This is a genomic window from Streptomyces celluloflavus (assembly GCA_000720995.1).
Taxonomy (GTDB): Bacteria; Actinomycetota; Actinomycetes; order Streptomycetales; family Streptomycetaceae; genus Streptomyces; species Streptomyces celluloflavus.
Map to the genome: position 1 here is coordinate 1 of JOEL01000035.1, position 20,576 is coordinate 20,576.

Here is a 20,576-nt window from a genome sequence, read left to right on the forward strand (position 1 = left end):
ATTTGGAATGCGGCCTGCTGACGGTCCGTGGACTGGATCGCGTACTGCGCGTCGCCTGGGCGGCCGCCGACCCCGCGGGCCCCCACCCCCACCACACCTCAGCTCACCGCACCCTCACCATGGCCACTCAATCCACAGAAGCCGCATAAGCCCCTTAAGTTACAGAAGCCACTGAGGTCACGAAATCCCCGAATTCCTCGCACTCCCCCCTGCCACCGCCACCCCGCCCCGTCGCACCCCGGTCCGGAGCTCCAGAGCCCAGTTGACGTCTTCCTTTGTGGGGCGGTCGTGGCCCGCGAGGTCGGCGGCCGTCCAGGCGACGCGCAGTACGCGATCCAGTCCACGGACCGTCAGCAGGCCGCATTCCAAATCGCGTTCGGCCAGGGCCAGGGCGCCTGGGTCCACCTGCCAACGGGTCCTGAGTTCGTGGCCGGGTACCTCGCTGTTGGTGTTCCACGGTGTGCCGGTCAAGCGTGCCGCGGCGCGTTCGCGGGCGGCCCGTACACGTTCGGCGACCTGCGCGGTGGACTCGGCGCCGCGGCCGAACGCGACCAGTTCGGAACGGGCGACGGGTTCCACGGCGATCCGCAGGTCGACGCGGTCCATCAGGGGGCCGGAGAGCCGGGCCCGGTAGCGGCGGATCGAGGAGGGCCGGCATTCGCAGCCGCCGCCGGTCGTGCCGTGCCTGCCGCACGGGCAGGGGTTGGCGGCCAGGGCCAGGAGGAAGCGGGCGGGCAGCCGCATCATGCCGGCGGCCCGCGCGACGACCACATGTCCGGATTCCAGCGGCTGGCGCAGTGCGTCCAGGACGCGTGCGCTGCATTCTGCCGCCTCGTCCAGAAAAAGTACGCCGTGGTGAGCCAGCGATACGGCCCCAGGGCGAGGCAGTCCGCTGCCGCCTCCGACAAGGGACGCCATGGTCGCGGAGTGGTGCGGTGCGCAGTAGGGCGGGCGTGCGACGAGTGGCTGTCCCGGCGGGAGGGTGCCGGCCACCGAGTGGACGGCGGTGACCTCCAGCGATTCCTTGGGGGACAGGGGCGGCAGCAGCCCGGGGAGGCGTTCGGCGAGCATCGTCTTGCCGGCTCCGGGCGGGCCTTTGAAGAAGATGTGGTGGCGTCCTGCGGCGGCCACCTCCAGAGCGCGGCGGGCGCCGTGCTGGCCTGCGACATCGGAGAGATCGGGTAAGCGGTCCCCGGGCGGCAGTCCCGCGCCGATGCCGATGCCGGTGCCGGGCACGACCAGCCCGGCGAGCAGCGGGTCGGGGCGGCCCTCTTCGAGGGTGTCGTCCTCGTCGGGCACCGGTTCATCCGTGAGCACGGCGATCAGCTGGCGCAGACTGCGGACACCGAGGACGGAGACGCCGGGTACGAGTGATGCCTCGGCGGCGGTGCGTTCCGCCACGACGACCTGGCGGTATCCGGCCTCGGCCGCGGCCAGGACGGCGGGCAGCACTCCGCGTACGGGCCGTACCCGGCCGTCCAGGCCCAGTTCGCCGATCATCACGAGGTCGGTGAGTTCGCGGGGGTCGAGGCGTTCGGCGGCGCCGAGGACGGCGCAGGCCACGGCGAGATCGAAGCCGCTGCCGCCTTTGGGGACGGATGCGGGGCTGAGCCCGACGGTGAGCTTCTTCTGCGGCCACTCGGCGCCGGAGTTCGCCACCGCCGCGCGTACCCGGTCCTTCGATTCGACCAGGCTCTTGTCGGGCAGTCCGACCAGGGTGAAGGCCGCGACGCCGGGTTCCAGGTCGGCCTGGACCTCGACGACCACGCCTTCGACGCCGACCAGGGCGACGGAGCAGGTGCGGGCGAAGGCCATCACGCCACCCCTCGTGCGTGTTCGACGACCGGGGCGCCGCGGGCCGGCAGGAGTACGCCGATCACGTCGATCCGTACGCCGCCGGGTGGCGGGCCGCCGTGTCGCTCCAGCCAGCGTTCCGCCAGCAGGCGCAGCCGTGCGGTCTTCTCGGCCCGTACGGCCGCCATGGGGTGTTCGTACCATCCCGCGCGGCGGGTTTTGACCTCGCAGACGACCAGGGCGTCGCCGTCGGCGGCCACGATGTCGATCTCTCCGTCGCGGCAGCGCCAGTTACGGTCCAGGATCCGCATCCCGGCCTCGATGAGCCGCCGGGCCGCCAGGTCCTCCCCGTAGCGTCCGAGCGCGCGCCGGGCGTCGGTCGCCGGTGTGTCGGCGGGACGGCGCTCCGTGGTCCTGTCCGGCTGCCGGCGGCGGCCGGTGCGCTCGCGGCGCCTCTGCCCGTTCCCCGGTGCCGTGCTCCCGGGGTGCTTCTTGCGGTCCCCGCTCCGTACGTCGTCCGTGGCCTGTCGGCCGGTGTGCATGGCGTTCATGCGGCACCACCTCCGGCACCGACGGTGACGCTCTCGCCCAGATCTGTTGGATCTTGGTGGACAACGGACCGGTTGGGGAAAACCCGGTCACCCGCGTGGGGGAAGAACCGGTCGGCCGCGCTCATCGCCGTCCGCGCACCGCACGCGGACGGCGGGCCGATCGGCCGGCCTCACTCCCTCGCCCGAACGGCGAATCCCCGCTCCGGCGCCCCTCCCCCGGCGTGCTCGCTTCTCAGCTTCCCGGCAGATCGAGGTCGCTCTTGTTGAGCTCTTCGATGTTCACGTCCTTGAACGTCAGCACTCTCACCTGCTTGACGAAGCGGGCCGGGCGGTACATGTCCCACACCCATGCGTCGGCCATCGAGACCTCGAAGAAGACCTCACCCTGAACCGAGTGCACCTGCATTTCGTAATCGTTGGTGAGGTAGAACCGTCGTTCGGTCTCGATCACGTACTTGAACAGACCGACGACGTCGCGGTACTCCCGGTAGAGCTTCAGCTCCATCTCGGTCTCGTACTTCTCGAGGTCCTCGGCGCTCATGGCAGATCCCCTTCAGCCGTGCGTCCCCCTATTGTGCGTCAGACCCTTTCGGTCTCCAGGAGCACCGGCGCACGCGGGGGGCCTTCGTCGAGCAGCGTGCGCAGCAGCCCGGCGAGTCTGGTCGGGTACACCGTCTCATGCGACACCGACAGTTCCTCCGCGGTCCACCACCTCAGCCCCGAGACGCTGCGCCGTTCCAGGTCCGTATGGCCGCCGGTGTCGGTCGCGGTCCGGTCGGTTCGTCCCAGGTAGTACCACTCGTCCTGCTCCCAGCGTCGCCCGTCGAACGGGAACGAGCAGCGGCGCCGCCACAGGAGGGGACCGAGGACCACATCCGTGATCCCGGTCTCCTCGGCCAGTTCGCGGCGGGCCGCCGCCTCGCGGGTCTCGGTGCCCTCCAGGCCGCCGCCCGGGGTGAACCACCAGGTATCGGAGGGATGGCCTGGTTCGAAGCCGTGCAGCAGCAGGATCCGGTCGTCGGGGTCGAGCAACACGACGCGGGAGACCTGGCGCACCTCGGCGGGCCGGTCGGCGGCGGTCGCCGCCCGGTCCTCAGCCACGCCTGCGCGCCAGGCGCCGGGCGATCGGGCCGTGGGCCGCGCCGCCGAGGATGAGCACCGCGCCGGCGGCGACGGCGAAGGTGAGGGGCCGGATCGGTCCGGGCTGCGAGATACCCCCGGGGAGCCCCGCGAAGCCGGTGGGACGCTGCATCATGCCGATACTGTCCAGCGGCCAGGCGCGGGCGTCCACCCGAGCGTCGACCGCGCTGCGCGGTACGGAGCCCTGGGCCCCGTCGGTGAGGTGCACACGGGAGTCGAGGGAGCCGCTGCGGTGGTCGCCGAGGAGGAAGAGGTGGCTGGCGGGGACGGTGGCCTGGAAGACGGCCGGTGAGGCGGGTCCGCTGCCGTGCAGATACGGCTCCTCGACGGGGGTTCCGTTGACCGTCAGCAGGCCGGCCTTGCTGCAGCAGGAGACCTTGTCCCCGCCGATGCCGACGACGCGCTTGAGCATGGGCTGGTCGCCCCACACCGAGTCCTTGAAGACGACGACGTCGCCGCGGCGTATCTCGGAGTCCGCCACCCGCTCGGCCAGCACCCGGCCGCCGGCCGCGATCGTCGGTGACATCGAATCGGTCGGCACCGTGTACGGGCGGTAGAGCAGCGCCGCCCATACGAAGCCGCCCAGGAACAGCACACAGCCGACGGCCACGGCCAGACCGGACAGCACACTGCCCTTGGTCCGGCCGCGGCCGTCGGTACTGCGTCCGGTACTGCCGCTCATCCCAGCGCTCCCACCCCGCGGGCACGGCCCGCGTCGAAGATCTGGGACGGCACCCTACCCGGGGGTACTTTCCTTGGTCAGCCTCCTGCGGCGCCACAGCACGATCGGCACCGCGCCGGCGAGGCCGAGCGCGGCCGGCGCCGCGGCCATCGCCTTGTTGATGCCGGGCTGGTCGAAGGTGTCGGGCACCGGCAGCGTGGACCAGCGGTTGATCGGCCAGGCGATGGTGAAGGCGCGGCCGACGACCTCGTTGACCGAGACCGTGCCGTTGCCCTTGAGGTTCTGGTGGTAGCGGGAGTCCAGTGAGTCGTCGCGGTGGTCGCCCATCACCCAGATCCGGTCCTTGGGGACGTGGATCGGGCCGAACGGCCGGTCACCGCACGGGGTGGCTCCGGGGAAGACGTACGAGTCCTCCTTGAGGGCCTTGCCGTTGACCTTCACCGGTCCGGTGCCCTGGCACTCCACGGTGTCGCCGCCGACCGCGATGACCCGCTTGATCAGGTCCTTCTCCTCGGCCGAGGGCATCAGGCCGATGAAGCTGAGGACCTTCTGGACGGGGTTGGGCTCGGGCGTCGGGGCTTCGTTGAGCCAGCCGCCCGGGTCGTGGAAGACGACGACCTCGCCGCGCTCGGGCTTCGAGCCGAACCACGGCGTCAGTTTGTCCACCAGCACCCGGTCTCCGCGCTGCAGGGTGTTCTGCATGGAGTCGGACGGGATGGAGAACGCCTGCACCAGGAAGGTCTTGATCAACAGCGCGAGGAGCAGGGCGATGCCGATGAGGATCGGCAGCTCTTTCCAGAAGGCACGCGGCTTCTTGCCCTTCGTCACTCTGCCGCTCTCCTCCTCGGCCGCCGGCCGTTCTGACTGTGCTGACCGCGGCTGTGACGGATGCACGGAACGCGTCGCCGCCTGCGGGGACTCACCGTGCCCCGCCGGCTCTTCGGGCTCTTCGGTTCCGGACCGCGCGCCGACCGCAAAGTCCCCCACATCTGCTCCTTACTCCGCGCTCACGCCCGCCCGTCAACCGGTGCAGGCCCACCACTCCCATAACGAGCGGGAGTTCCGCAGGGGTCGGGAGGTCGTCCAATGTCTCGGGGGACACCCTATGCGGCGTTCGTGCGGCCGCGGCCTTCGCGCCCGGCGCGTCGCGCACGGTCGCATAGGTGCCGGGCTCTTCGAGACGCCGCCAGTGGCCGATCGGCCAGGCGATCACCACGGCCCGGCCCACGACATTCTCCTCCGAGACCGTGCCACGGTACGGCTCGTCCAGGTGGAACCGCGAATCCGCGGAGTTCGAGCGATGGTCGCCGAGAACGAAGATCCGTCCGGTGGGGACGTTGACCGTGAACCTGATCTGCGAGGGCGGGTTTCCGGGGTGGACGTACGGCTCGGTCAGTGGAGTGCCGTTGATGGTGATCCGGTTTTGGGTGTCGCAGCAGCGGACGGTGTCGCCGCCGACCGCCACGACCCGTTTGATCAGGTCTTGTTCGTCGGCCGACGGAAGCAGCCCGATGAAGGTCAGAAACTGCTTGACCTGTTTGACGCCCGCCGGGTCGTCGGCGGGCGCGGTCTGCTCGCCCTTGAGCCAGCCGCCGGGGTCCTTGAAGACGACGACGTCACCGCGCGCCGGCTTCGCACCGAACCAGGGGGTGAGCTTGTCCACCAGCACCCGGTCGCCGATCCGGATCGTCTGCTCCATGGAGCCCGACGGGATCACGAACGCCTGCACCAGGAAGGTCTTCAGGACGAGGGCGATGACCAGCGCCACGCCGATGAGGAGGGGTATTTCCTTGAGGTAGGAGCGGCGTCTGCGGCGGGTGACGCGCCGCTCCTGACGCCGTCGCTCGGCCCGCCCGCCGACGGCCGGCGGGCCGGTGTCCGAGGCGGGTCCCTCGCCGCTCTCCTGGTGGCTGTCGTCCTCCGGGTCGCGCCCGCGGCTACCCATGGTGGCCTGCCGGGGCGGGTACGGCGTCGAAGGACGGCGGCCGGTCGATGGTGCTCCAGCGGCTCACCGGCCAGCTGATCCAGTCCGCCCGGCCGATCACCTTGCCGACCGGGACCACCCCGCCGCCCGGTTCCCCGAGGTGGTCACGGGAATCCCGGGATTTCGACCGGTGGTCCCCCATGACCCACAGCTTTCCCTCCGGCACCACGATGTCGAACTCCACCGAGGACGGCCCGTCCCCCGGATAGAGATAGCCCTCGGTCACGGGCTCGCCGTTCACTTCGATCCGCCCCCGTTTGTCGCAGCAGGTCACGCGGTCGCCGCCGATCCCGATCACGCGTTTGACGTAGTCGGTCTCGGCGGGCCGGGCCAGGCCCAGCGCCGCACCGGCTCCGCGCAGCAGTCCCGTGACGGGATTCTCTTCCGGTTCGCTCTGGACGAAAGACCCCCTCCCGTCGAAGACCACGACATCGCCCCGCCGCGGCTCCCCGCCGAACCGGTACGCCAGCTTGTTGACCAGCACCCGGTCCCCGATCCGCAGGGTGTTCTCCATGGAGGAGCTGGGGATCAGAAAGGGCTGCGCGACAAAGGTGCTGAGCAGCAGGAGGAAGGCCAGGCAGAGGGCGAGGAGGGTGACCGGCCGGTACCGCAGGCGGGCCAGCCGGGTGCGGAAACGCGCGGAGCGCGACCGCTGCTCCGGCCCCTGGTCGGGGTCCGGAGAGCGGTCGCGCTCCGAGAGCTGTGCGTCGGTGTCCATCGGGCCCTGAGCCTATCCGGCCGGGTCCGGACACCTGACGTGAGCGTCGCTACGCGGTGCCTCGGTGCGGGAATCCGCGGTCCGGGGCGGCGTGGCTCACCTGTCGCGCTTCTCCTTGATCTTCGCGGCCTTGCCGCGGAGCTCACGGAGGAAGTACAGCTTGGCGCGACGGACGTCACCGCGGGTCACGACCTCGATCTTCTCGACGATCGGGGTGTGCACCGGGAAGGTGCGCTCGACGCCGACGGAGAAGCTGACCTTGCGGACCGTGAAGGTCTCGCGCACGCCGGCGCCCTGACGGCGGATGACAACGCCCTTGAACTGCTGCACACGGGAGCGGTTGCCCTCGATGACGCGGACGTGGACGTTGACGGTGTCACCCGGGCGGAAGGCCGGGATGTCGCTGCGCAGCGACGCGGCGTCGACGTTGTCGAGAAGGTGCATGACCTACTGCTTTCTTCGTTGATGCCACAGGTCATCAACGGGATATCGGGATGATGTTCGGAAGCCGTTCCGTCGGACGGGCGTCGTTCCCCCTGTGGCAGGGGCGCGCGCCGGACGCACACAGCAGCGGCCTATTCTTCCACGGCCTCGCACGTACGCCCAAATCGGCCGTCCTCGCCCAGGGACCAGCCCAGCGCGGCGAGTATCGCGCGGTCGTGTTTGTCGAACGCGGCGGGGTCGGCGCGTTCGATCAGATCGGGGCGGTTGCGGTCGGTGCGGCGGAAGGCTTCGTCGCGGCGCCAGCGGGCGATCTTGCCGTGGTGGCCGCTGAGCAGGATCTCGGGGATACCGCGGCCGCGCCACTCGGGGGGCTTGGTGTAGACGGGGCCCTCCAGGAGGTCGGCCATCGCTCCGGGGGCGAACGAGTCGTCCTGGTGGGAGGCGGCGTTGCCGAGGACACCGGGCAGCAGCCGGGCGACGGCCTCGACCATGACCAGGACGGGGGCCTCGCCGCCGGCCAGGACGTAATCCCCGATGGAGACCTCGCGCACGTCCAGGCGGTCGCCGTACTCCTCGATGACACGGCGGTCGATGCCTTCGTAGCGGGCCGGGGTGAACACCAGCCAGGGTTTGGCGGAGAGTTCGACGGCGAGCTGCTGGGTGAAGGGTTCGCCACTGGGCGTGGGGACGACGAGGACCGGGGCGCCGTCGCCGGAGGCCAGGATCTCGTCCAGTGCCGCGCCCCACGGCTCGGGCTTCATGACCATGCCGGGGCCGCCGCCGTAGGGGGTGTCGTCGACGGTGTGGTGCCTGTCGTGGGTCCACTCCCGCAGGTCGTGGATGCGCACATCGAGCTGTCCGCGGGCGCGCGCCTTGCCGACGAGGGAGACGTTCAGCGGTTCGAGGTATTCGGGGAAGATCGTGACGACGTCGAGGCGCATCAGCTGTCCTCGCGTTCGGCGGCGATCTCGACCTGGCTCTCGTCGAGGAGGCCGGGGGGCGGGTCGATGACCGCACGCTGCTCCTGGAGGTCGATCTCCGGGACGATCTCGCCGACGAACGGGATCAGGACTTCACTGCCGTCGGGCCGCCTGACGATCAGCAGGTCCTGGTAGGGCAGGTGCGAGATCTCGGCGATCCGGCCGACGGTGGTGCCGTCGCGGGTGACGACGTCGAGGTCGATCAGCTGGTGGTCGTAGAACTCCTCGGGGTCCTCCGGGACCTCCTCGGGGTCCACCTCGGCGATCAGCAGGGTGTTGCGCAGCGCCTCGGCGCCCGTACGGTCCTGGACGCCTTCGAAGCGCAGCAGCAGCCGGCCGCTGTGCACCCGGCCGGTCGCGATGGTCAGCGGTCCGGTGGCGGACGGCTCCGTGGCCAGCACGGCGCCGGGCGCGAGCCGCAGTTCGGGCTCGTCGGTCCGCACCTCTACCGTGACCTCGCCCTTGATGCCGTGGGCCCGGCCGATCCGTGCGACTACCAGCTGCACGCTGTGCTCCTCTTTGCGACTGAACCGCCACCGCTCTCGCGGGGTGGCCGAGGACCGTCGTGGTTCCTCAAACGATGGTGCGGAATGGGCGGTGTGGAAGGGGCGGCGAAACGCCGCCGGTGGCGGACACCGTGGCCGCGGACGACAAAGGCCGGGGACGGCTCGAAAGCCCTCCCCGGCCCGAGCCGGTGTTCCCTTTGTTCAGCGGACCTGGTCCACGTCGACGAGGTCGACGCGGATGCCCCGCCCGCCGAGAGCGCCTACGACGGTCCGCAGCGCGCGGGCGGTACGGCCGTTGCGGCCGATCACCTTGCCGAGGTCGTCGGGGTGCACCCGTACCTCCAGCACGCGCCCGCGGCGCAGGGTGCGCGAGGCTACCTGCACGTCGTCGGGGTTGTCGACGATGCCCTTGACGAGGTGCTCAAGGGCTTCCTCGAGCATGCTCAGGCCTCGGTCGACTCGGAGGTGGACTCGGCCTCAGCAGCCTCGTCCGCCTTCTTGTCAGCCTTCTTCGCCTTCGGGGTGATGGCCTCACCCTTGGGCTCGTTGCCGGACGCCTTGGCGGCGGCCTCGAAGAGGTGGCGCTTGTCGGCCTTCGGCTCGGCGACCTTCATCGGCGCCGGGGCCGGCAGGCCCTTGAACTTCTGCCAGTCGCCGGTCACCTTGAGGATGGCCATGACGGGCTCGGTCGGCTGCGCGCCGACACCCAGCCAGTACTGGACACGCTCGGAGTTGACCTCGATGCGCGAGGGGTTCTGCACCGGGTGGTACAGGCCGATCTCCTCGATGGCCCGGCCGTCACGGCGGGTACGGGAGTCGGCGATGACGATGCGGTAGTGAGGCGCGCGGATCTTGCCCAGACGCTTCAGCTTGATCTTGACTGCCACGGAAGTGGTGTCTCCTGGTCTTGACGTGGTGGGGCACAACGGGATGCCACGTGGGGTTGCGGTACTCGGGGTGCCCGATGGACGCGTCAGCCGGAGGAGAGAGGGGTCCTATGCGACTGTCGAGTACAGCTAGCCATTGTGCCACACGCCCCGGGATCAGCCGACCGCGGCCACCTCGGGGATCCGGAACGGCTTACCGCAGCCACCGCAGACGATCGGGGCCTGGGCCAGCACCGACGGGACGACCCGGACGTTGCGCCCGCAGTCGCAGACGGCCTTGACGCGGACACCGCCTCCGGAGGAGCCGTGCCGGGCAGCCGGGCCGCGGAAGCTGCGCGTGGTGTCGGTGGCCGTCGCGGCGGTGTGCGCCTTGAGGGCTCTGGCCAGCCGCTCGATGGTGGGGCGGTAGCGCCTCCTGGCCTCGGGGTTGAGCGTGACCAGGGAGAAGCCGCTGCTGGGATGCGGCTCGTCGGCGTGGTCGAGGCCCAGCTCCTCGGCGATCGCCAGGAAACGTCGGTTGTGGTAGCGGCCTGCGCGGGAGGTGTCGCGGATGCCGCGGGCGGCGGCGATGCCGTGGACGGCCTCGTGGAGCAGCCGTTCGAAGGAGAGCTCGGCGCCACAGGCGGACGAGGATTCTCCGATCAGGGACTCGGGGGCGGCCAGGTCCGGCAGCTCGGAGTGGTGCCGTTGAATATCGGCCCAGGCGAGCGCCAGCTCGGCGGCGAGAACAGGCGGTGTCGTGCTCACGTCGTGACAACGAGCCGGGGTCGCCCAGTGTTCCGATTCCGGGGCATCCCAAATAATTTGCACGTACCAGTCAGTTTCCGGTCATGGGTCATGCCGCGGGCCGGGTGCGCTGATCTGCGAAGAAGGCGCCCATCAGCCATCAAGTTGGCGCGTACCCACGCGTACGCCCACATGGCGCAGCCTGTCGCAGGCCGGAGGCACACCGGCCGGATGGGGGCCGGACGCCGGGGGCGACGATCGTCGCCGCGGCGATGTTACTGCGGGTATCTCCGGTCCCCGACACCGGCCCCACGGCCGGACCGTCCGGCATCGGCCACCACCGGCCGGCCGGCCCCGTCGGGCAGCGCCGCGCGGACCGGACGGCGGACGCTGCCGTGGCGGAACGGCGCGGGGCGGGGCACTCTGGAACGGCACGTCACGGCGCGTGCCCGGCGCATCCGGGGGCGCGCGGGAGACAACCCCGGCGCATCCTCTGGACGCCTGGACGGATGCGCAGTTGTCTGGATCGCGGGGGCGCACCACGCGCGGACACGGGGGCGATCGGCACGGAACAGCTTCGGGTTCTCGGCGAATAGGGGCGCTTGCGATGTCACCCACGCTCGTACGGCACCAGCTTCCGGACTCCGGCTCCACGGATCGTCCGGATCCCGTGGCGACGGCTTCCGACGGCCTGTGCGCGCCCGCCGGCCCGCGGGCGCGCGCCCGGGACTGGGCCGAGATACAGGAGCGGATGCTGGTCCCGCTGTACGAGGCCGCGTACACCCGGCTGGGCGTCGGTCCCGGCACCCGGCTGCTGGGGCTGGGCTGCGGTTCCGGGCTGGCGCTGCTGCTCGCGGCGGGGCGCGGGGCGCGGGTCGGCGGCGTGGACACGGACGAGTACCGGCTGGAGCTGGCGCGGGAGCGGCTCGTGCCGGACGGCCGGACCGGGGCCGCGCGGCCGGTCGGCGGCCGGCTCGACGAGGTGGCCGGCGGCGGCCCGTTCACCGTGGTGACCGCGTTCCCTCCGGTGGGCGGCGCGGGCTTCGCCGAGGGGCCGGTGGCCGCCCTGACGGCGGCGGCGGGCCTGGCGGAGCGCGGCAGCGCGGTGGTGCTGGGCGGCTGGGGCCCGGTGGAGCGGTGCGCGACGGCCGGGGTGCTGCGGGTGGCGCAGCGGCTGGCCGATCCGCTGCGGACGGCGGGCGGCTGGTGGCCCGGCGGCCGGGACGATCTGGAGGAACTGGCGGAGACGGCCGGGCTGCGGCCGGACGGGTCGGGCCGGGTGGCCTGCCCGTTCGGGTACGCGGACGCGGCGAGCGCGGTGCGCGGACTGCTGTCGACGGGCGCGTTCGACGCGGCGCTGGAGGCGGCCGGGCAGCCGCAGGTGGAAAAGGAGCTCCGCGAGGCGCTGCATCCGTATCTGCGGGCGGACGGGACGGTCTGGATGCCGAATGTGTTCCGGTATCTGATCGCGCGGACGCGGTAGGGGGACGCGGCGGGACCGTACGCGGGACGAGGGCCGTACGCGGGACGGCTTCGGTGGCGGACCGGGGTGACCCCACGGGCCGGGTGGCGCGGATCTGCTGACGGCTCGTCAACATCCGGGAGCCTGTGTGCCGTTACGTGTATGAACGCCATCCGTGACCGCCATCGACGAGCGGTTCCTGACCCGTGACGGAGACGCCGCCCGGCGACTGGCGGTGCCGCTGGGCGCGGCCGGCGACCGGCTGATCGCCACCAACGACCCCACCATCGACCGCGGCCGACGGGCCCAAAGCGCGCGTGAGCCCCCGGCCGTCCGGCGGTCGGGGGCTCACGGAGCGCGGTGGCTCCGGGGGTCAGCCCATGAACTTCTTGAATTCCTCGGGGAGTTCGAAGTTCTGCGGCTGGTCGCCGCCCTGCGGCAGGCCCAGCGGGTTGCCGGCCTGGGCGGCCTCGCGGCGGGCGACCGCGGCCTCTTCGTCGGCCTTGCGCTTCATCGGGTTGCCGCTCTTGCGCTTGCCCTTGGCCTGCTTCTGCTGCTTCTTCTGGCGGCCGGGGCCGCCGCCCATGCCCGGCATCCCCGGCATGCCCGGCATGCCGCCGCCCTGGGCCATCTTCGACATCATCTTGCGGGCGTCGAAGAACCGCTCGACGAGGTTCTTCACCGCGCTGACGTCGACGCCGGAGCCCTTGGCGATCCGGGCGCGGCGCGAGCCGTTGATGATCGTCGGCTCCTGGCGCTCGGCCGGCGTCATCGACTTGATGATGGCGGCCGTGCGGTCCACCTCGCGCTCGTCGAGGTTGTTGATCTGCTCCTTCATCTGCCCCATGCCGGGCAGCATGCCGAGCAGCTTGGAGATGGAGCCCATCTTGCGGACCTGCTCCATCTGGGCCAGGAAGTCGTCGAGCGTGAACTCCTTGGGGCCCTTCTGGAGCTTGGCCGCCATCTTCTCGGCCTCGGCCTGGCTGAAGGTCTGCTCGGCCTTCTCGATGAGCGAGAGCATGTCGCCCATGCCGAGGATGCGGGACGCCATGCGGTCCGGGTGGAACGCGTCGAACTCGTCCAGCTTCTCGCCGTTGGAGGCGAACATGATCTGCTTGCCGGTGACGTGCGCGATGGACAGCGCGGCACCGCCGCGGGCGTCGCCGTCGAGCTTGGAGAGCACCACACCGTCGAAGCCGACGCCGTCGCGGAACGCCTCGGCGGTGTTGACGGCGTCCTGGCCGATCATCGCGTCGACGACGAAGAGGACCTCGTCGGGGCTGACCGCGTCGCGGATGTCCGCGGCCTGCTGCATCAGTTCCTGGTCGATGCCCAGCCGGCCGGCGGTGTCGACGACGACGACGTCGTACTGCTTGCTACGGGCGTACTCGATGGAGTCCTTGGCGACCTGGACCGGGTCGCCGACGCCGTTGCCCGGCTGGGGCGCGTAGACGGCGACCCCGGCGCGCTCGGCGACGACGGAGAGCTGGTTGACGGCGTTGGGGCGCTGGAGGTCACAGGCGACGAGCAGCGGGGTGTGGCCCTGGGAGGTGAGCCAGCGGCCGAGCTTTCCGGCGAGGGTGGTCTTACCGGCGCCCTGGAGGCCGGCCAGCATGATGACGGTCGGCGCGGTCTTGGCGAAGCGCAGCCGGCGGGTCTCGCCGCCGAGGATGCCGACGAGCTCCTCGTTGACGATCTTGACGATCTGCTGTGCCGGGTTGAGGGCCCGGGAGACCTCTTCCCCGCGGGCGCGCTCCTTGACCGCCGCGATGAAGGCCCGTACGACGGGCAGCGCGACGTCGGCCTCCAGCAGGGCGATACGGATCTCGCGTGCCGTGGCATCGATATCGGCCTCGCTCAGGCGGCCCTTGCCCCGGAGGTTTTTGAAAGTACTCGCCAAGCGGTCGGAAAGCGTATCGAACACGGCGGTCGTCGATCCTCGGGGTCGGGGGCAGAGGCAATCGCTTCCTAGGGTATCCGGCCCGCCGGGCGAGCCACCGCGGACCGCCGGTACCGGGGCGGCCGGGCGGACGCGGGCGAGGTGGCGCGGGTCACTCCAGGGCCCCCTGTACCTCGCGGGCGACGGCCGCGGCCCGCTCGGCGGTCAGCGGGGCGCCCGCGGTGTCGGTCACGTAGAAGGCGTCCACCGCGTTCGCCCCCAGGGTGCTGATGTGCGCGCTGCGGACGGTGACCCGGGTCGCCTCCAGGGCGCGGCCGATGCGGTGCAGCAGACCGTGGGCGTCCTGGGCACGGACCTCGATCACGGTGGCGGCGCGGGAGCCGCCGGGGGCGACGGTGACGGTGGGCGGCGGGACGGGGAGGGCCGCGCGCCGGTGCCGGGCGTAGGCGCGCTCGCGCTCCGCGAGGCGGGCGGGGATGTCGAGGGAGCCGTCCAGGGCGCGCACCAGATCCGCGCGCAGCCGGTCGGCCTGCGGCAGCGCGCCGTATTCGGCGGCCACCCGCCAGCGCAGCAGCAGGACCGGGCCGGCGCCGGCCGGGTCGAGGGTGCGCAGGTCGGCGGCGTGCACGGTGAGGCGGTGCAGGGCCAGTACGCCGGCCGCGGCGGGCAGTACGCCCGGCTGGTCGGGGACGGCGATGAGCAGTTCGACGCCGACGGGTTCCGGGTCGGCGCCCGGGGTGCGGGGTGCCGTCGCGGCCGGGGAGCCGGCCGGGGTGTGCAGGGCCAGTACGGGCCCGCCGGTGCGTCGTGCCACGACGGCCAGCCGCTCCTGCTCCGGTGTCGGCCCGGCCACGGCGCGGGCGGGGCGGGAGCGGCCCGCCAGGTGGGCGGCGACGCGGTCGGCCAGGTCGGCGACGAGCCCGGCGCGCCAGGTGCTCCAGGCGGCGGGCCCGGTGGCGAGGGCGTCGGCCTCGGTCAGGGCGTGCAGCAGTTCCAGGGTGCCGGTGGTGCCGACGGCCTCGGCGACCGCGGCGACCGTCGCCGGGTCGTCCAGGTCGCGGCGGGTGGCGGTCTCGGTGAGCAGCAGGTGGTGCCGGACGAGGGTGGCGATCACCGTGGCGTCGCGGGCGTCGAGGCCGAGCCGGGCGGCCACGTCGCGGGCGATGGTCTCGCCGGCCACCGCGTGGTCGCCGGGCCAGCCCTTGCCGATGTCGTGCAGCAGGGCGGCGATCAGCAGCAGGTCGGGGCGGTGCACCCGGCGGGTCAGGGCGGCGGCCCGGACGGCGGTCTCGACCAGGTGGCGGTCCACGGTCCAGGTGTGCACGGGGTTGCGCTGCGGCCGGCAGCGGACGCGTTCCCAGTCGGGCAGCAGCCGCGTCACGATGCCCTCGGCCTCCAGGGACTCCCAGACGGGCACGGTGTGCGGGCCCGCGCCGAGCAGGGTCACCAGCTGTTCGCGGGCTTCGGCGGGCCAGGGCACGGGCAGCGGGTGGGCGGCCATGGCCAGGCCGCACCGGCGGATCGCGTGCATCGCGAGCGGCAGTCCGGCCCGTGCGGCGGCGGCCGCGGCGCGCAGCACCAGCACCGGGTCCCGTTCGGGGCGCGCGGAGCGGGCCAGCACCGCCTCGCCGTCGTGCTCGACGACGCCCTCGGCGAGCGGCAGCCGGCCCGCGCCGCGGCCGTGCAGCAGCCCGCGCAGCACCGGTCTGCAGGAGCGGGCCCGCAGCACCCGGGCGACCTCGCGCCAGGTGACGTCGGTGGCGTAGGAGATGGTGCGGGCGGATTCGTAGGTCTGCCGCAGCAGGACGTCGGCGTCCAGCATGCCGAGGATGTGGGCGACCTGGTCCTGTTCCTGGAGGGCGAGCCGGTCGGTGGCGCGGCCGGTGACGAGGTGCAGGGCGTCCCGGGTGTCGAGCAGCCGGGCGCGGGCGGTTTCCAGGCCGCCGCGCGGGGCGTCGGCGAGCCAGGAGGCGGCGACCGCGCGGAGTGCGGTGGCGTCCCGCAGCCCGCCTCTGGCCTCCTTGAGGTCCGGTTCGAGGAGGTACTGGAGCTCGCCCTGCCGGCCGGCGCGTTCCCGGCACAGGTCGTGGAGTTCGGGCAGCCGGGTGGGGGCGCTCTCGCGCCAGTCGGCGTAGGCGGTGGTCCGCAGGGCGGCGGTGAGCGCCGGGTCGCCGGCCAGGTGGCGGGCGTCGAGCAGGCCCAGTTGCACCTTGAGGTCCGCGCGGCCGACCTTGCGGGCCTCGGCGGGGGTGCGGACGGCGTGGTCGAGGTCCAGGCCGAGGTCCCAGACGGGGTACCAGAGGCGGTCGGCGAGCGCGGCGAGGGCGCCGGCGGCGGCCCGGCCGTCGTGCAGCAGCAGGAGGTCGAGGTCGCTGCGCGGGGAGAGTTCGCCGCGGCCGTAGCCGCCGACGGCGACGAGGGCGGCGCCGGGTACGCCGGTCTCGGCGGCGGCGCCGGTCAGCAGGGCGCCGAGCCAGTCGTCGGTCAGCCGGGCGAGGGCGGCGCGGCGGGCCGGGCCCGCCGGTGCGGCGTCCTGGAGGAGCCGCAGCCGGGCCGCGGCGTAGCCGCCGTCGGGGGCTGGGCCGGTCCCCTGGGGTGTGTGCGGTCCCGGTAGGCGGTCCGGTTCCGCTGTGTCCTCGGCGTCCTGGGCGTCCTCGATGGACTTGATGTCCTCGGCGCTGTCGGTCAACTCGGGTGCTCCTCGGTCGTGTTGTCCCCGGCACTGTCGCCCCCCGGGATCAGTCTGGGCCGCGGCGGCGGGGGGCGGCTATCCGCCGCACGGGCGTCCCGCGCGCCCGGTGCGACGGGGCGGTTTCCCGGCGCCCCGCCGCACCGCCGGGACCGCCGCGGACCGCGCCGCCGTCACAGCGCGTCGGGCCCCCGCTCGCCGGTCCGCACCCGCACCGCTTCGTCGACGGGGACGCTCCACACCTTCCCGTCGCCGATCTTGCCGGTGCGGGCCGCCTGGACGACGACCTCCACCACCCGCTCGGCGTCCACGTCCGACACCAGCACCTCGATGCGGATCTTGGGCACCAGGTCCACGGTGTACTCGGCGCCCCGGTACACCTCCGTGTGCCCGTGCTGCCTGCCGTAGCCGCTGGCCTCGGTGACGGTCAGGCCGTGTACGCCGAACGCCTGCAACGCCTCCTTCACCTCGTCCAGCCGGTGCGGTTTGATCACTGCCGTGATGAGCTTCACGCGTCCACCTTTCTCGTCGTGCCCGGCGCCGTGGCCGCGTGGGATGCGGTGGCCGCACCCGGTGCCGGGGCCGTACGGGCCACCGTGCCACCTCCCGCCCCGGTGAAGTCGTATGCCGACTCGGCGTGTGCGCTCAGGTCGACGCCGGTGACCTCCTCGTCCTCGCCGACCCGGAAGCCCAGCAGCAGGTCGATGGCCTTGGCGAGGACGAAGGAGACGGCCAGGGAGTACAGCAGCACGCAGACCACACCGACCGTCTGCTTGCCGAGCTGCGCGAAACCGCCGCCGTAGAAGAGGCCCCTGGCGTCGCTCTGGACACCGCCGGTGGCGAACAGGCCGACCAGCAGCGAGCCCGCGATTCCGCCGACGAGGTGGACGCCGATGACATCGAGCGAGTCGTCGTAGCCGAACCGGTATTTCAGGCCGATGGCCGCCGCGCACAGCACCCCGGCGATCACCCCGGTCGCGAGGGAGCCCAGCGGGCTGACCGCGCCGCAGGCCGGGGTGATCGCGACGAGTCCGGCGACCGCACCGGAGGCGGCGCCGAGCGTGGTGAACGAGCCGTGCCGGATCCGTTCGTACACGAGCCAGCCGAGCATCGCGGCGGCGGTGGCGACCTGGGTGTTGACGAAGGCGACCGCGCCGACACCGTCGTCGTTGCCGAGCCAGGAGCCGGCGTTGAAGCCGAACCAGCCGAACCACAGCAGACCGGCGCCGAGCATCACCAGGGGCAGGCTGTGCGGCCGCATCGGGTCCTTCGTGAAGCCGATGCGTCTGCCGACGACGAGGAGCACGCCGATGGCCGCGGCGCCGGCGTTGATGTGGACGGCCGTACCGCCGGCGAAGTCGATGACGCCCAGGCCGGAGAGCCAGCCGCCCGCGGCCCACACCCAGTGGGCGACGGGGAAGTAGACGAGCGTGACCCACAGCGCGACGAACAGCGCCCAGGCGGTGAACTTCACCCGGTCCGCGAGCGCACCGCTGATCAGCGCGGGCGTGATGACCGCGAACATCAGCTGGAAGACCGCGAAGACATGGACGGGGACGGTGCTGGTGCCCCACAGCTCGGTCAGGCCGATACCGCTGAGGCCGGCGAAGCGGCCCTGCCAGCCGATGAATCCGCCGTGGTCGGTGCCGAAGGCGAGCCCGAAGCCGTACAGGACCCACAGGGTCGTGACGATGCCCAGGCTGATGAAGCTCATCATCAGCATGTTGAGCACGCTCTTGACCCGGACCATGCCGCCGTAGAAGAAGGCGAGCCCGGGGGTCATGATCATCACCAGTGCGGAGCAGATCAGCAGGAACCCGGTGTTGGCCGGGCTCAGGGAGATCCGCTGCGCCGCGAGGTCCGCTGCGGTCGTCATGGTGCCTGGGGCCATCGGCGTCTCCTCGTCGTCGATGCGGCCCGTGCGGGTGCGATTCGCGGGTGGGCCGGCTGTCGCCATGAGGGTGTCGCGGCACCGTTTCGGCCGAAACCCGCCGGTGTTTCACCTCGGTGACGAAGCCTTCGCCAGTGTTACGCCCCGGTGAACTCCGCGTGCGGCGCGCCGCACGGAGTCCGGGCCCGCGACAGCCCCAACGGCGCAATCCCGCGGCGGGCGGCCCCGCCAAGGGGCGGGACAGCAGCCCGGCCGCGGCTGCCACCCGGGTGACCTGGCATGGGGGAGCCGAGTCGGGCTGTCCGGGGTGGCGGCCGCGGCCGGTGTCCGGGGGTGTGCCGTCAGACGGCCTCCGCCGCGGTCTCCGGCAGCTGGCGGCAGAGTTCATCGCTCAGCCGGACCACCTCGGCGACGTCTTCGAACTCGCGCAGCGCGGTGTCGACGGTCTTGCGCAGCCGGGTGTTGACCCGTTCCGAGCGGACCTTCTGGGCGAACGGGATCGCCTGCTGCACCAGCGCCGCGCCGCGCTCCGGCTCCTTCTGCAGCAGATGCACGGTGGCCATCCCGATGAGATTGAGCGCGTAGGACCGCTGGTGCTCGGGGTCCTTGCCGAAGAGCTCCACGGCGCGCGCCATGACGGGTTCGGCGAGCGAGGCGTAGGTGGGGCTGCGGCCCGCGACATAGGCGAGGTCGCGGTAGGAGTGGGCGTTCTCGGCGTTCAGCTCGGCCTCGGAGAAGAACCGGATCCAGTCCGGCTCGGGCTCGCCGGGCAGCACGTCGGAGAAGGTGTCCTCGGCCATCCGCACCGCCCGCTTGACCTTGCTCGGCTGGCCCATCCCGGCGTACGCGCGCGCCTCCATCGCATACAGCATGGCCTGGGTGCGGGCGGTGGCCGTCTCGCGGCTGCCGTACTGCGCGAGATGGATCAGCTCCAGCGCGTCGTCCGGCCGGCCGAGGTGGATCATCTGCCGGCTCATGCTGGAGAGGACGTACGAGCCCAGGGGGCGGTCGCCGGCCTCCTTGGCGGCGTGCAGCGCGAGCACGAAGTACTTCTGGGCGGTGGGCTGGAGCCCGATGTCGTAGCTCATCCAGCCGGCCAGTTCGGCGAGCTCGGCGGCGACCCGGAACAGCCGCCGGGCGGCGTCCGCGGGCTGCGGTTCCTGGAGGAGGTCGGTGACCTCGTGCAGTTGGCCGACCACCGCCTTGCGGCGCAGTCCGCCGCCGCACTGCGCGTCCCACTGCCGGAACATCGCGGTGGTCGACTCCAGCAGCTCCAGCTCCGGCCCGGAGAGCCGGGAGGGCCGCTTGGCGCGGTCCTGGTGCGGTTCCCCGCCGCCCGGCGCGGCGGGCACCGGGACCAGCCAGCGCTGCATCGGTTCGATGAGGGTGGGTCCGGCGGCCAGCGTCAGCGAGGTGCCGAGGAAGCCGCGGCGGGCCAGCATCAGGTCGCTGCGGGAGAACTCGCTGATCAGGCTGACCGTTTGGGGACCGGCCCAGGGCAGGTCCACCCCGGAGACGGACGGGGAGCGGTGGGCGCTGCGCAGTCCCAGCTCCTCGACGCCGACGACGCAGCCGAAGCGCTCCGAGAACAGTTCGGACAGGATGCGCGGGATGGGCTCGCGCGGCTGTTCGCCGTCCAGCCAGCGGCGCACCCGAGAGGTATCGGTGCTGATGTGGTGGGCGCCCATCTGGCGGGCCCGGCGGTTGACCTGCCGCGCCAGCTCGCCCTTGGACCAGCCGCTGCGCACGAACCACGAACTCAGCTGTGCGTTGGGGCGCTTGGCGGTCTCGCCGCCGCCCGCGCCGCCGGAGTCCGCGGTGCCGTTGCCGCCCACTGGAGTGCCCCCGTCCCGATCGTCGCCTCGTTGCGAACCACCCACAGGATGCCGCCTGTTGCGGCGCCTGTGCGCGGTAGCTCTACCCGAGCACGGGTTCCGGCCACACCTCCGGGCGCCGCACGACGGGCGCGTTGCCGCTGGCATACCCGTACGAACGTTGCCCCGTGAGGGTTCACGCACCGAACGTAATCGTACGATCACGACGGTCGCGAGGCGGGTCGCGCAAACGCCACCATTCGCCACCCCTTCGCATGAACTCCCGGTCCGCTCTGCGCGATTGACTTGACACCGGTCGAAACGGGTCGAGAAGGGCCGGGCGGAGTGCAGTGCGTGAGGGCGCGCGCTCCGCACCGCACCACCCGGCGCACGACGGGCGCGCCATCG

20 protein-coding genes are annotated in these 20,576 nt (G+C 72.3%); 1 reads left to right on the forward strand and 19 read right to left on the reverse strand.

What is annotated here, in order from left to right; all coding sequences use genetic code 11:
• Nucleotides 1-177 precede the first annotated feature (177 nt).
• From IH09_RS25855 to IH09_RS25920, 14 genes are all read right to left on the reverse strand, one after another.
• Nucleotides 178-1,815 (reverse strand): YifB family Mg chelatase-like AAA ATPase, encoded by a 1,638-nt coding sequence (locus IH09_RS25855; RefSeq protein WP_052859890.1) that lies wholly within the window; start codon nt 1,813-1,815, stop codon nt 178-180.
• Nucleotides 1,815-2,135, reverse strand: a complete 321-nt coding sequence (locus tag IH09_RS25860) for a YraN family protein (protein ID WP_052859942.1) — start codon at nt 2,133-2,135, stop codon at nt 1,815-1,817. The genes IH09_RS25855 and IH09_RS25860 overlap by 1 nt, the downstream gene beginning before the upstream one ends.
• A 442-nt stretch (nt 2,136-2,577) precedes the next feature.
• The gene (locus IH09_RS25865) at nt 2,578-2,886 is read right to left on the reverse strand and encodes a DUF2469 domain-containing protein (protein WP_003980220.1); all 309 of its coding nucleotides are present in this window, start codon (nt 2,884-2,886) and stop codon (nt 2,578-2,580) included.
• Between the two features lie 38 nt (nt 2,887-2,924).
• The gene (locus tag IH09_RS25870; protein WP_052859891.1) at nt 2,925-3,446 is read right to left on the reverse strand and encodes an NUDIX hydrolase; all 522 of its coding nucleotides are present in this window, start codon (nt 3,444-3,446) and stop codon (nt 2,925-2,927) included.
• Nucleotides 3,439-4,167 carry a signal peptidase I gene (lepB, locus tag IH09_RS25875; protein WP_052859892.1) on the reverse strand — a complete coding sequence of 243 codons (729 nt, stop codon included), beginning with the start codon at nt 4,165-4,167 and terminating at the stop codon, nt 3,439-3,441. Before lepB (IH09_RS25875) ends, IH09_RS25870 begins: the two co-directional genes overlap by 8 nt.
• Nucleotides 4,168-4,221: 54 nt before the next feature.
• Entirely contained in the window at nt 4,222-4,995 is a 774-nt protein-coding gene (lepB, locus tag IH09_RS25880; RefSeq protein WP_052859893.1) for a signal peptidase I, read from the reverse strand.
• 91 nt (nt 4,996-5,086) lie between these two features.
• The gene (gene lepB, locus IH09_RS25885) at nt 5,087-6,112 is read right to left on the reverse strand and encodes a signal peptidase I (RefSeq protein ID WP_052859894.1); all 1,026 of its coding nucleotides are present in this window, start codon (nt 6,110-6,112) and stop codon (nt 5,087-5,089) included.
• Complete coding sequence (gene lepB / locus IH09_RS25890) at nt 6,105-6,869, reverse strand: signal peptidase I (RefSeq protein WP_052859895.1); 765 nt, start codon at nt 6,867-6,869, stop codon at nt 6,105-6,107. The genes lepB (IH09_RS25885) and lepB (IH09_RS25890) overlap by 8 nt, the downstream gene beginning before the upstream one ends.
• Before the next feature lie 96 nt (nt 6,870-6,965).
• Nucleotides 6,966-7,313, reverse strand: a complete 348-nt coding sequence (rplS, locus tag IH09_RS25895; RefSeq protein WP_052859896.1) for a 50S ribosomal protein L19 — start codon at nt 7,311-7,313, stop codon at nt 6,966-6,968.
• Between the two features lie 131 nt (nt 7,314-7,444).
• A complete protein-coding gene (gene trmD / locus IH09_RS25900) occupies nt 7,445-8,254 on the reverse strand; it encodes a tRNA (guanosine(37)-N1)-methyltransferase TrmD (RefSeq protein WP_052859897.1) in 810 nt (269 codons plus the stop codon).
• Complete coding sequence (gene rimM / locus IH09_RS25905; RefSeq protein WP_052859898.1) at nt 8,254-8,799, reverse strand: ribosome maturation factor RimM; 546 nt, start codon at nt 8,797-8,799, stop codon at nt 8,254-8,256. Before rimM ends, trmD begins: the two co-directional genes overlap by 1 nt.
• A gap of 201 nt (nt 8,800-9,000) precedes the next feature.
• Nucleotides 9,001-9,240 carry an RNA-binding protein gene (locus IH09_RS25910; RefSeq protein WP_052859899.1) on the reverse strand — a complete coding sequence of 80 codons (240 nt, stop codon included), beginning with the start codon at nt 9,238-9,240 and terminating at the stop codon, nt 9,001-9,003.
• Between the two features lie 2 nt (nt 9,241-9,242).
• Complete coding sequence (rpsP, locus tag IH09_RS25915) at nt 9,243-9,686, reverse strand: 30S ribosomal protein S16 (protein WP_052859900.1); 444 nt, start codon at nt 9,684-9,686, stop codon at nt 9,243-9,245.
• A gap of 156 nt (nt 9,687-9,842) precedes the next feature.
• Nucleotides 9,843-10,433 (reverse strand): hypothetical protein, encoded by a 591-nt coding sequence (locus IH09_RS25920; RefSeq protein WP_052859901.1) that lies wholly within the window; start codon nt 10,431-10,433, stop codon nt 9,843-9,845.
• Between the two features lie 586 nt (nt 10,434-11,019).
• Here IH09_RS25920 and IH09_RS25925 point away from each other — a divergent pair.
• A complete protein-coding gene (locus IH09_RS25925; protein WP_052859902.1) occupies nt 11,020-11,895 on the forward strand; it encodes a methyltransferase type 11 in 876 nt (291 codons plus the stop codon).
• A 352-nt stretch (nt 11,896-12,247) separates the two neighbouring features.
• Here IH09_RS25925 and ffh read toward each other — a convergent pair whose 3' ends face one another.
• The 5 genes from ffh to nsdA all read right to left on the reverse strand — a co-directional run bounded on the left by ffh (nt 12,248) and on the right by nsdA (nt 20,189).
• The gene (gene ffh, locus IH09_RS25930) at nt 12,248-13,798 is read right to left on the reverse strand and encodes a signal recognition particle protein (RefSeq protein ID WP_052859903.1); all 1,551 of its coding nucleotides are present in this window, start codon (nt 13,796-13,798) and stop codon (nt 12,248-12,250) included.
• 127 nt (nt 13,799-13,925) lie between these two features.
• Nucleotides 13,926-16,463 (reverse strand): [protein-PII] uridylyltransferase, encoded by a 2,538-nt coding sequence (locus tag IH09_RS25935; RefSeq protein WP_205379075.1) that lies wholly within the window; start codon nt 16,461-16,463, stop codon nt 13,926-13,928.
• Nucleotides 16,464-16,636: 173 nt separating this feature from the next.
• Entirely contained in the window at nt 16,637-16,975 is a 339-nt protein-coding gene (locus tag IH09_RS25940; protein ID WP_052859904.1) for a P-II family nitrogen regulator, read from the reverse strand.
• Entirely contained in the window at nt 16,972-18,354 is a 1,383-nt protein-coding gene (locus tag IH09_RS25945) for an ammonium transporter (RefSeq protein ID WP_052859905.1), read from the reverse strand. Before IH09_RS25945 ends, IH09_RS25940 begins: the two co-directional genes overlap by 4 nt.
• A gap of 341 nt (nt 18,355-18,695) precedes the next feature.
• Nucleotides 18,696-20,189, reverse strand: a complete 1,494-nt coding sequence (gene nsdA / locus IH09_RS25950) for a transcriptional repressor NsdA (protein WP_052859906.1) — start codon at nt 20,187-20,189, stop codon at nt 18,696-18,698.
• Nucleotides 20,190-20,576: the final 387 nt, after the last annotated feature.

Excerpts from the sequence above, each read along its gene's own strand:
- IH09_RS25855 (WP_052859890.1), bottom strand. The coding sequence starts at position 1,815 with ATGGCCTTCGCCCGCACCTGCTCCGTCGCCCTGGTCGGCGTCGAAGGC.
- IH09_RS25910 (WP_052859899.1), bottom strand. The coding sequence starts at position 9,240 with ATGCTCGAGGAAGCCCTTGAGCACCTCGTCAAGGGCATCGTCGACAAC.
- lepB (WP_052859892.1), bottom strand. The coding sequence starts at position 4,167 with ATGAGCGGCAGTACCGGACGCAGTACCGACGGCCGCGGCCGGACCAAG.
- lepB (WP_052859894.1), bottom strand. The coding sequence starts at position 6,112 with ATGGGTAGCCGCGGGCGCGACCCGGAGGACGACAGCCACCAGGAGAGC.
- IH09_RS25925 (WP_052859902.1), top strand. The coding sequence starts at position 11,020 with ATGTCACCCACGCTCGTACGGCACCAGCTTCCGGACTCCGGCTCCACG.
- IH09_RS25945 (WP_052859905.1), bottom strand. The coding sequence starts at position 18,354 with ATGGCCCCAGGCACCATGACGACCGCAGCGGACCTCGCGGCGCAGCGG.
- rplS (WP_052859896.1), bottom strand. The coding sequence starts at position 7,313 with ATGCACCTTCTCGACAACGTCGACGCCGCGTCGCTGCGCAGCGACATC.
- trmD (WP_052859897.1), bottom strand. The coding sequence starts at position 8,254 with ATGCGCCTCGACGTCGTCACGATCTTCCCCGAATACCTCGAACCGCTG.
- lepB (WP_052859895.1), bottom strand. The coding sequence starts at position 6,869 with ATGGACACCGACGCACAGCTCTCGGAGCGCGACCGCTCTCCGGACCCC.
- IH09_RS25865 (WP_003980220.1), bottom strand. The coding sequence starts at position 2,886 with ATGAGCGCCGAGGACCTCGAGAAGTACGAGACCGAGATGGAGCTGAAG.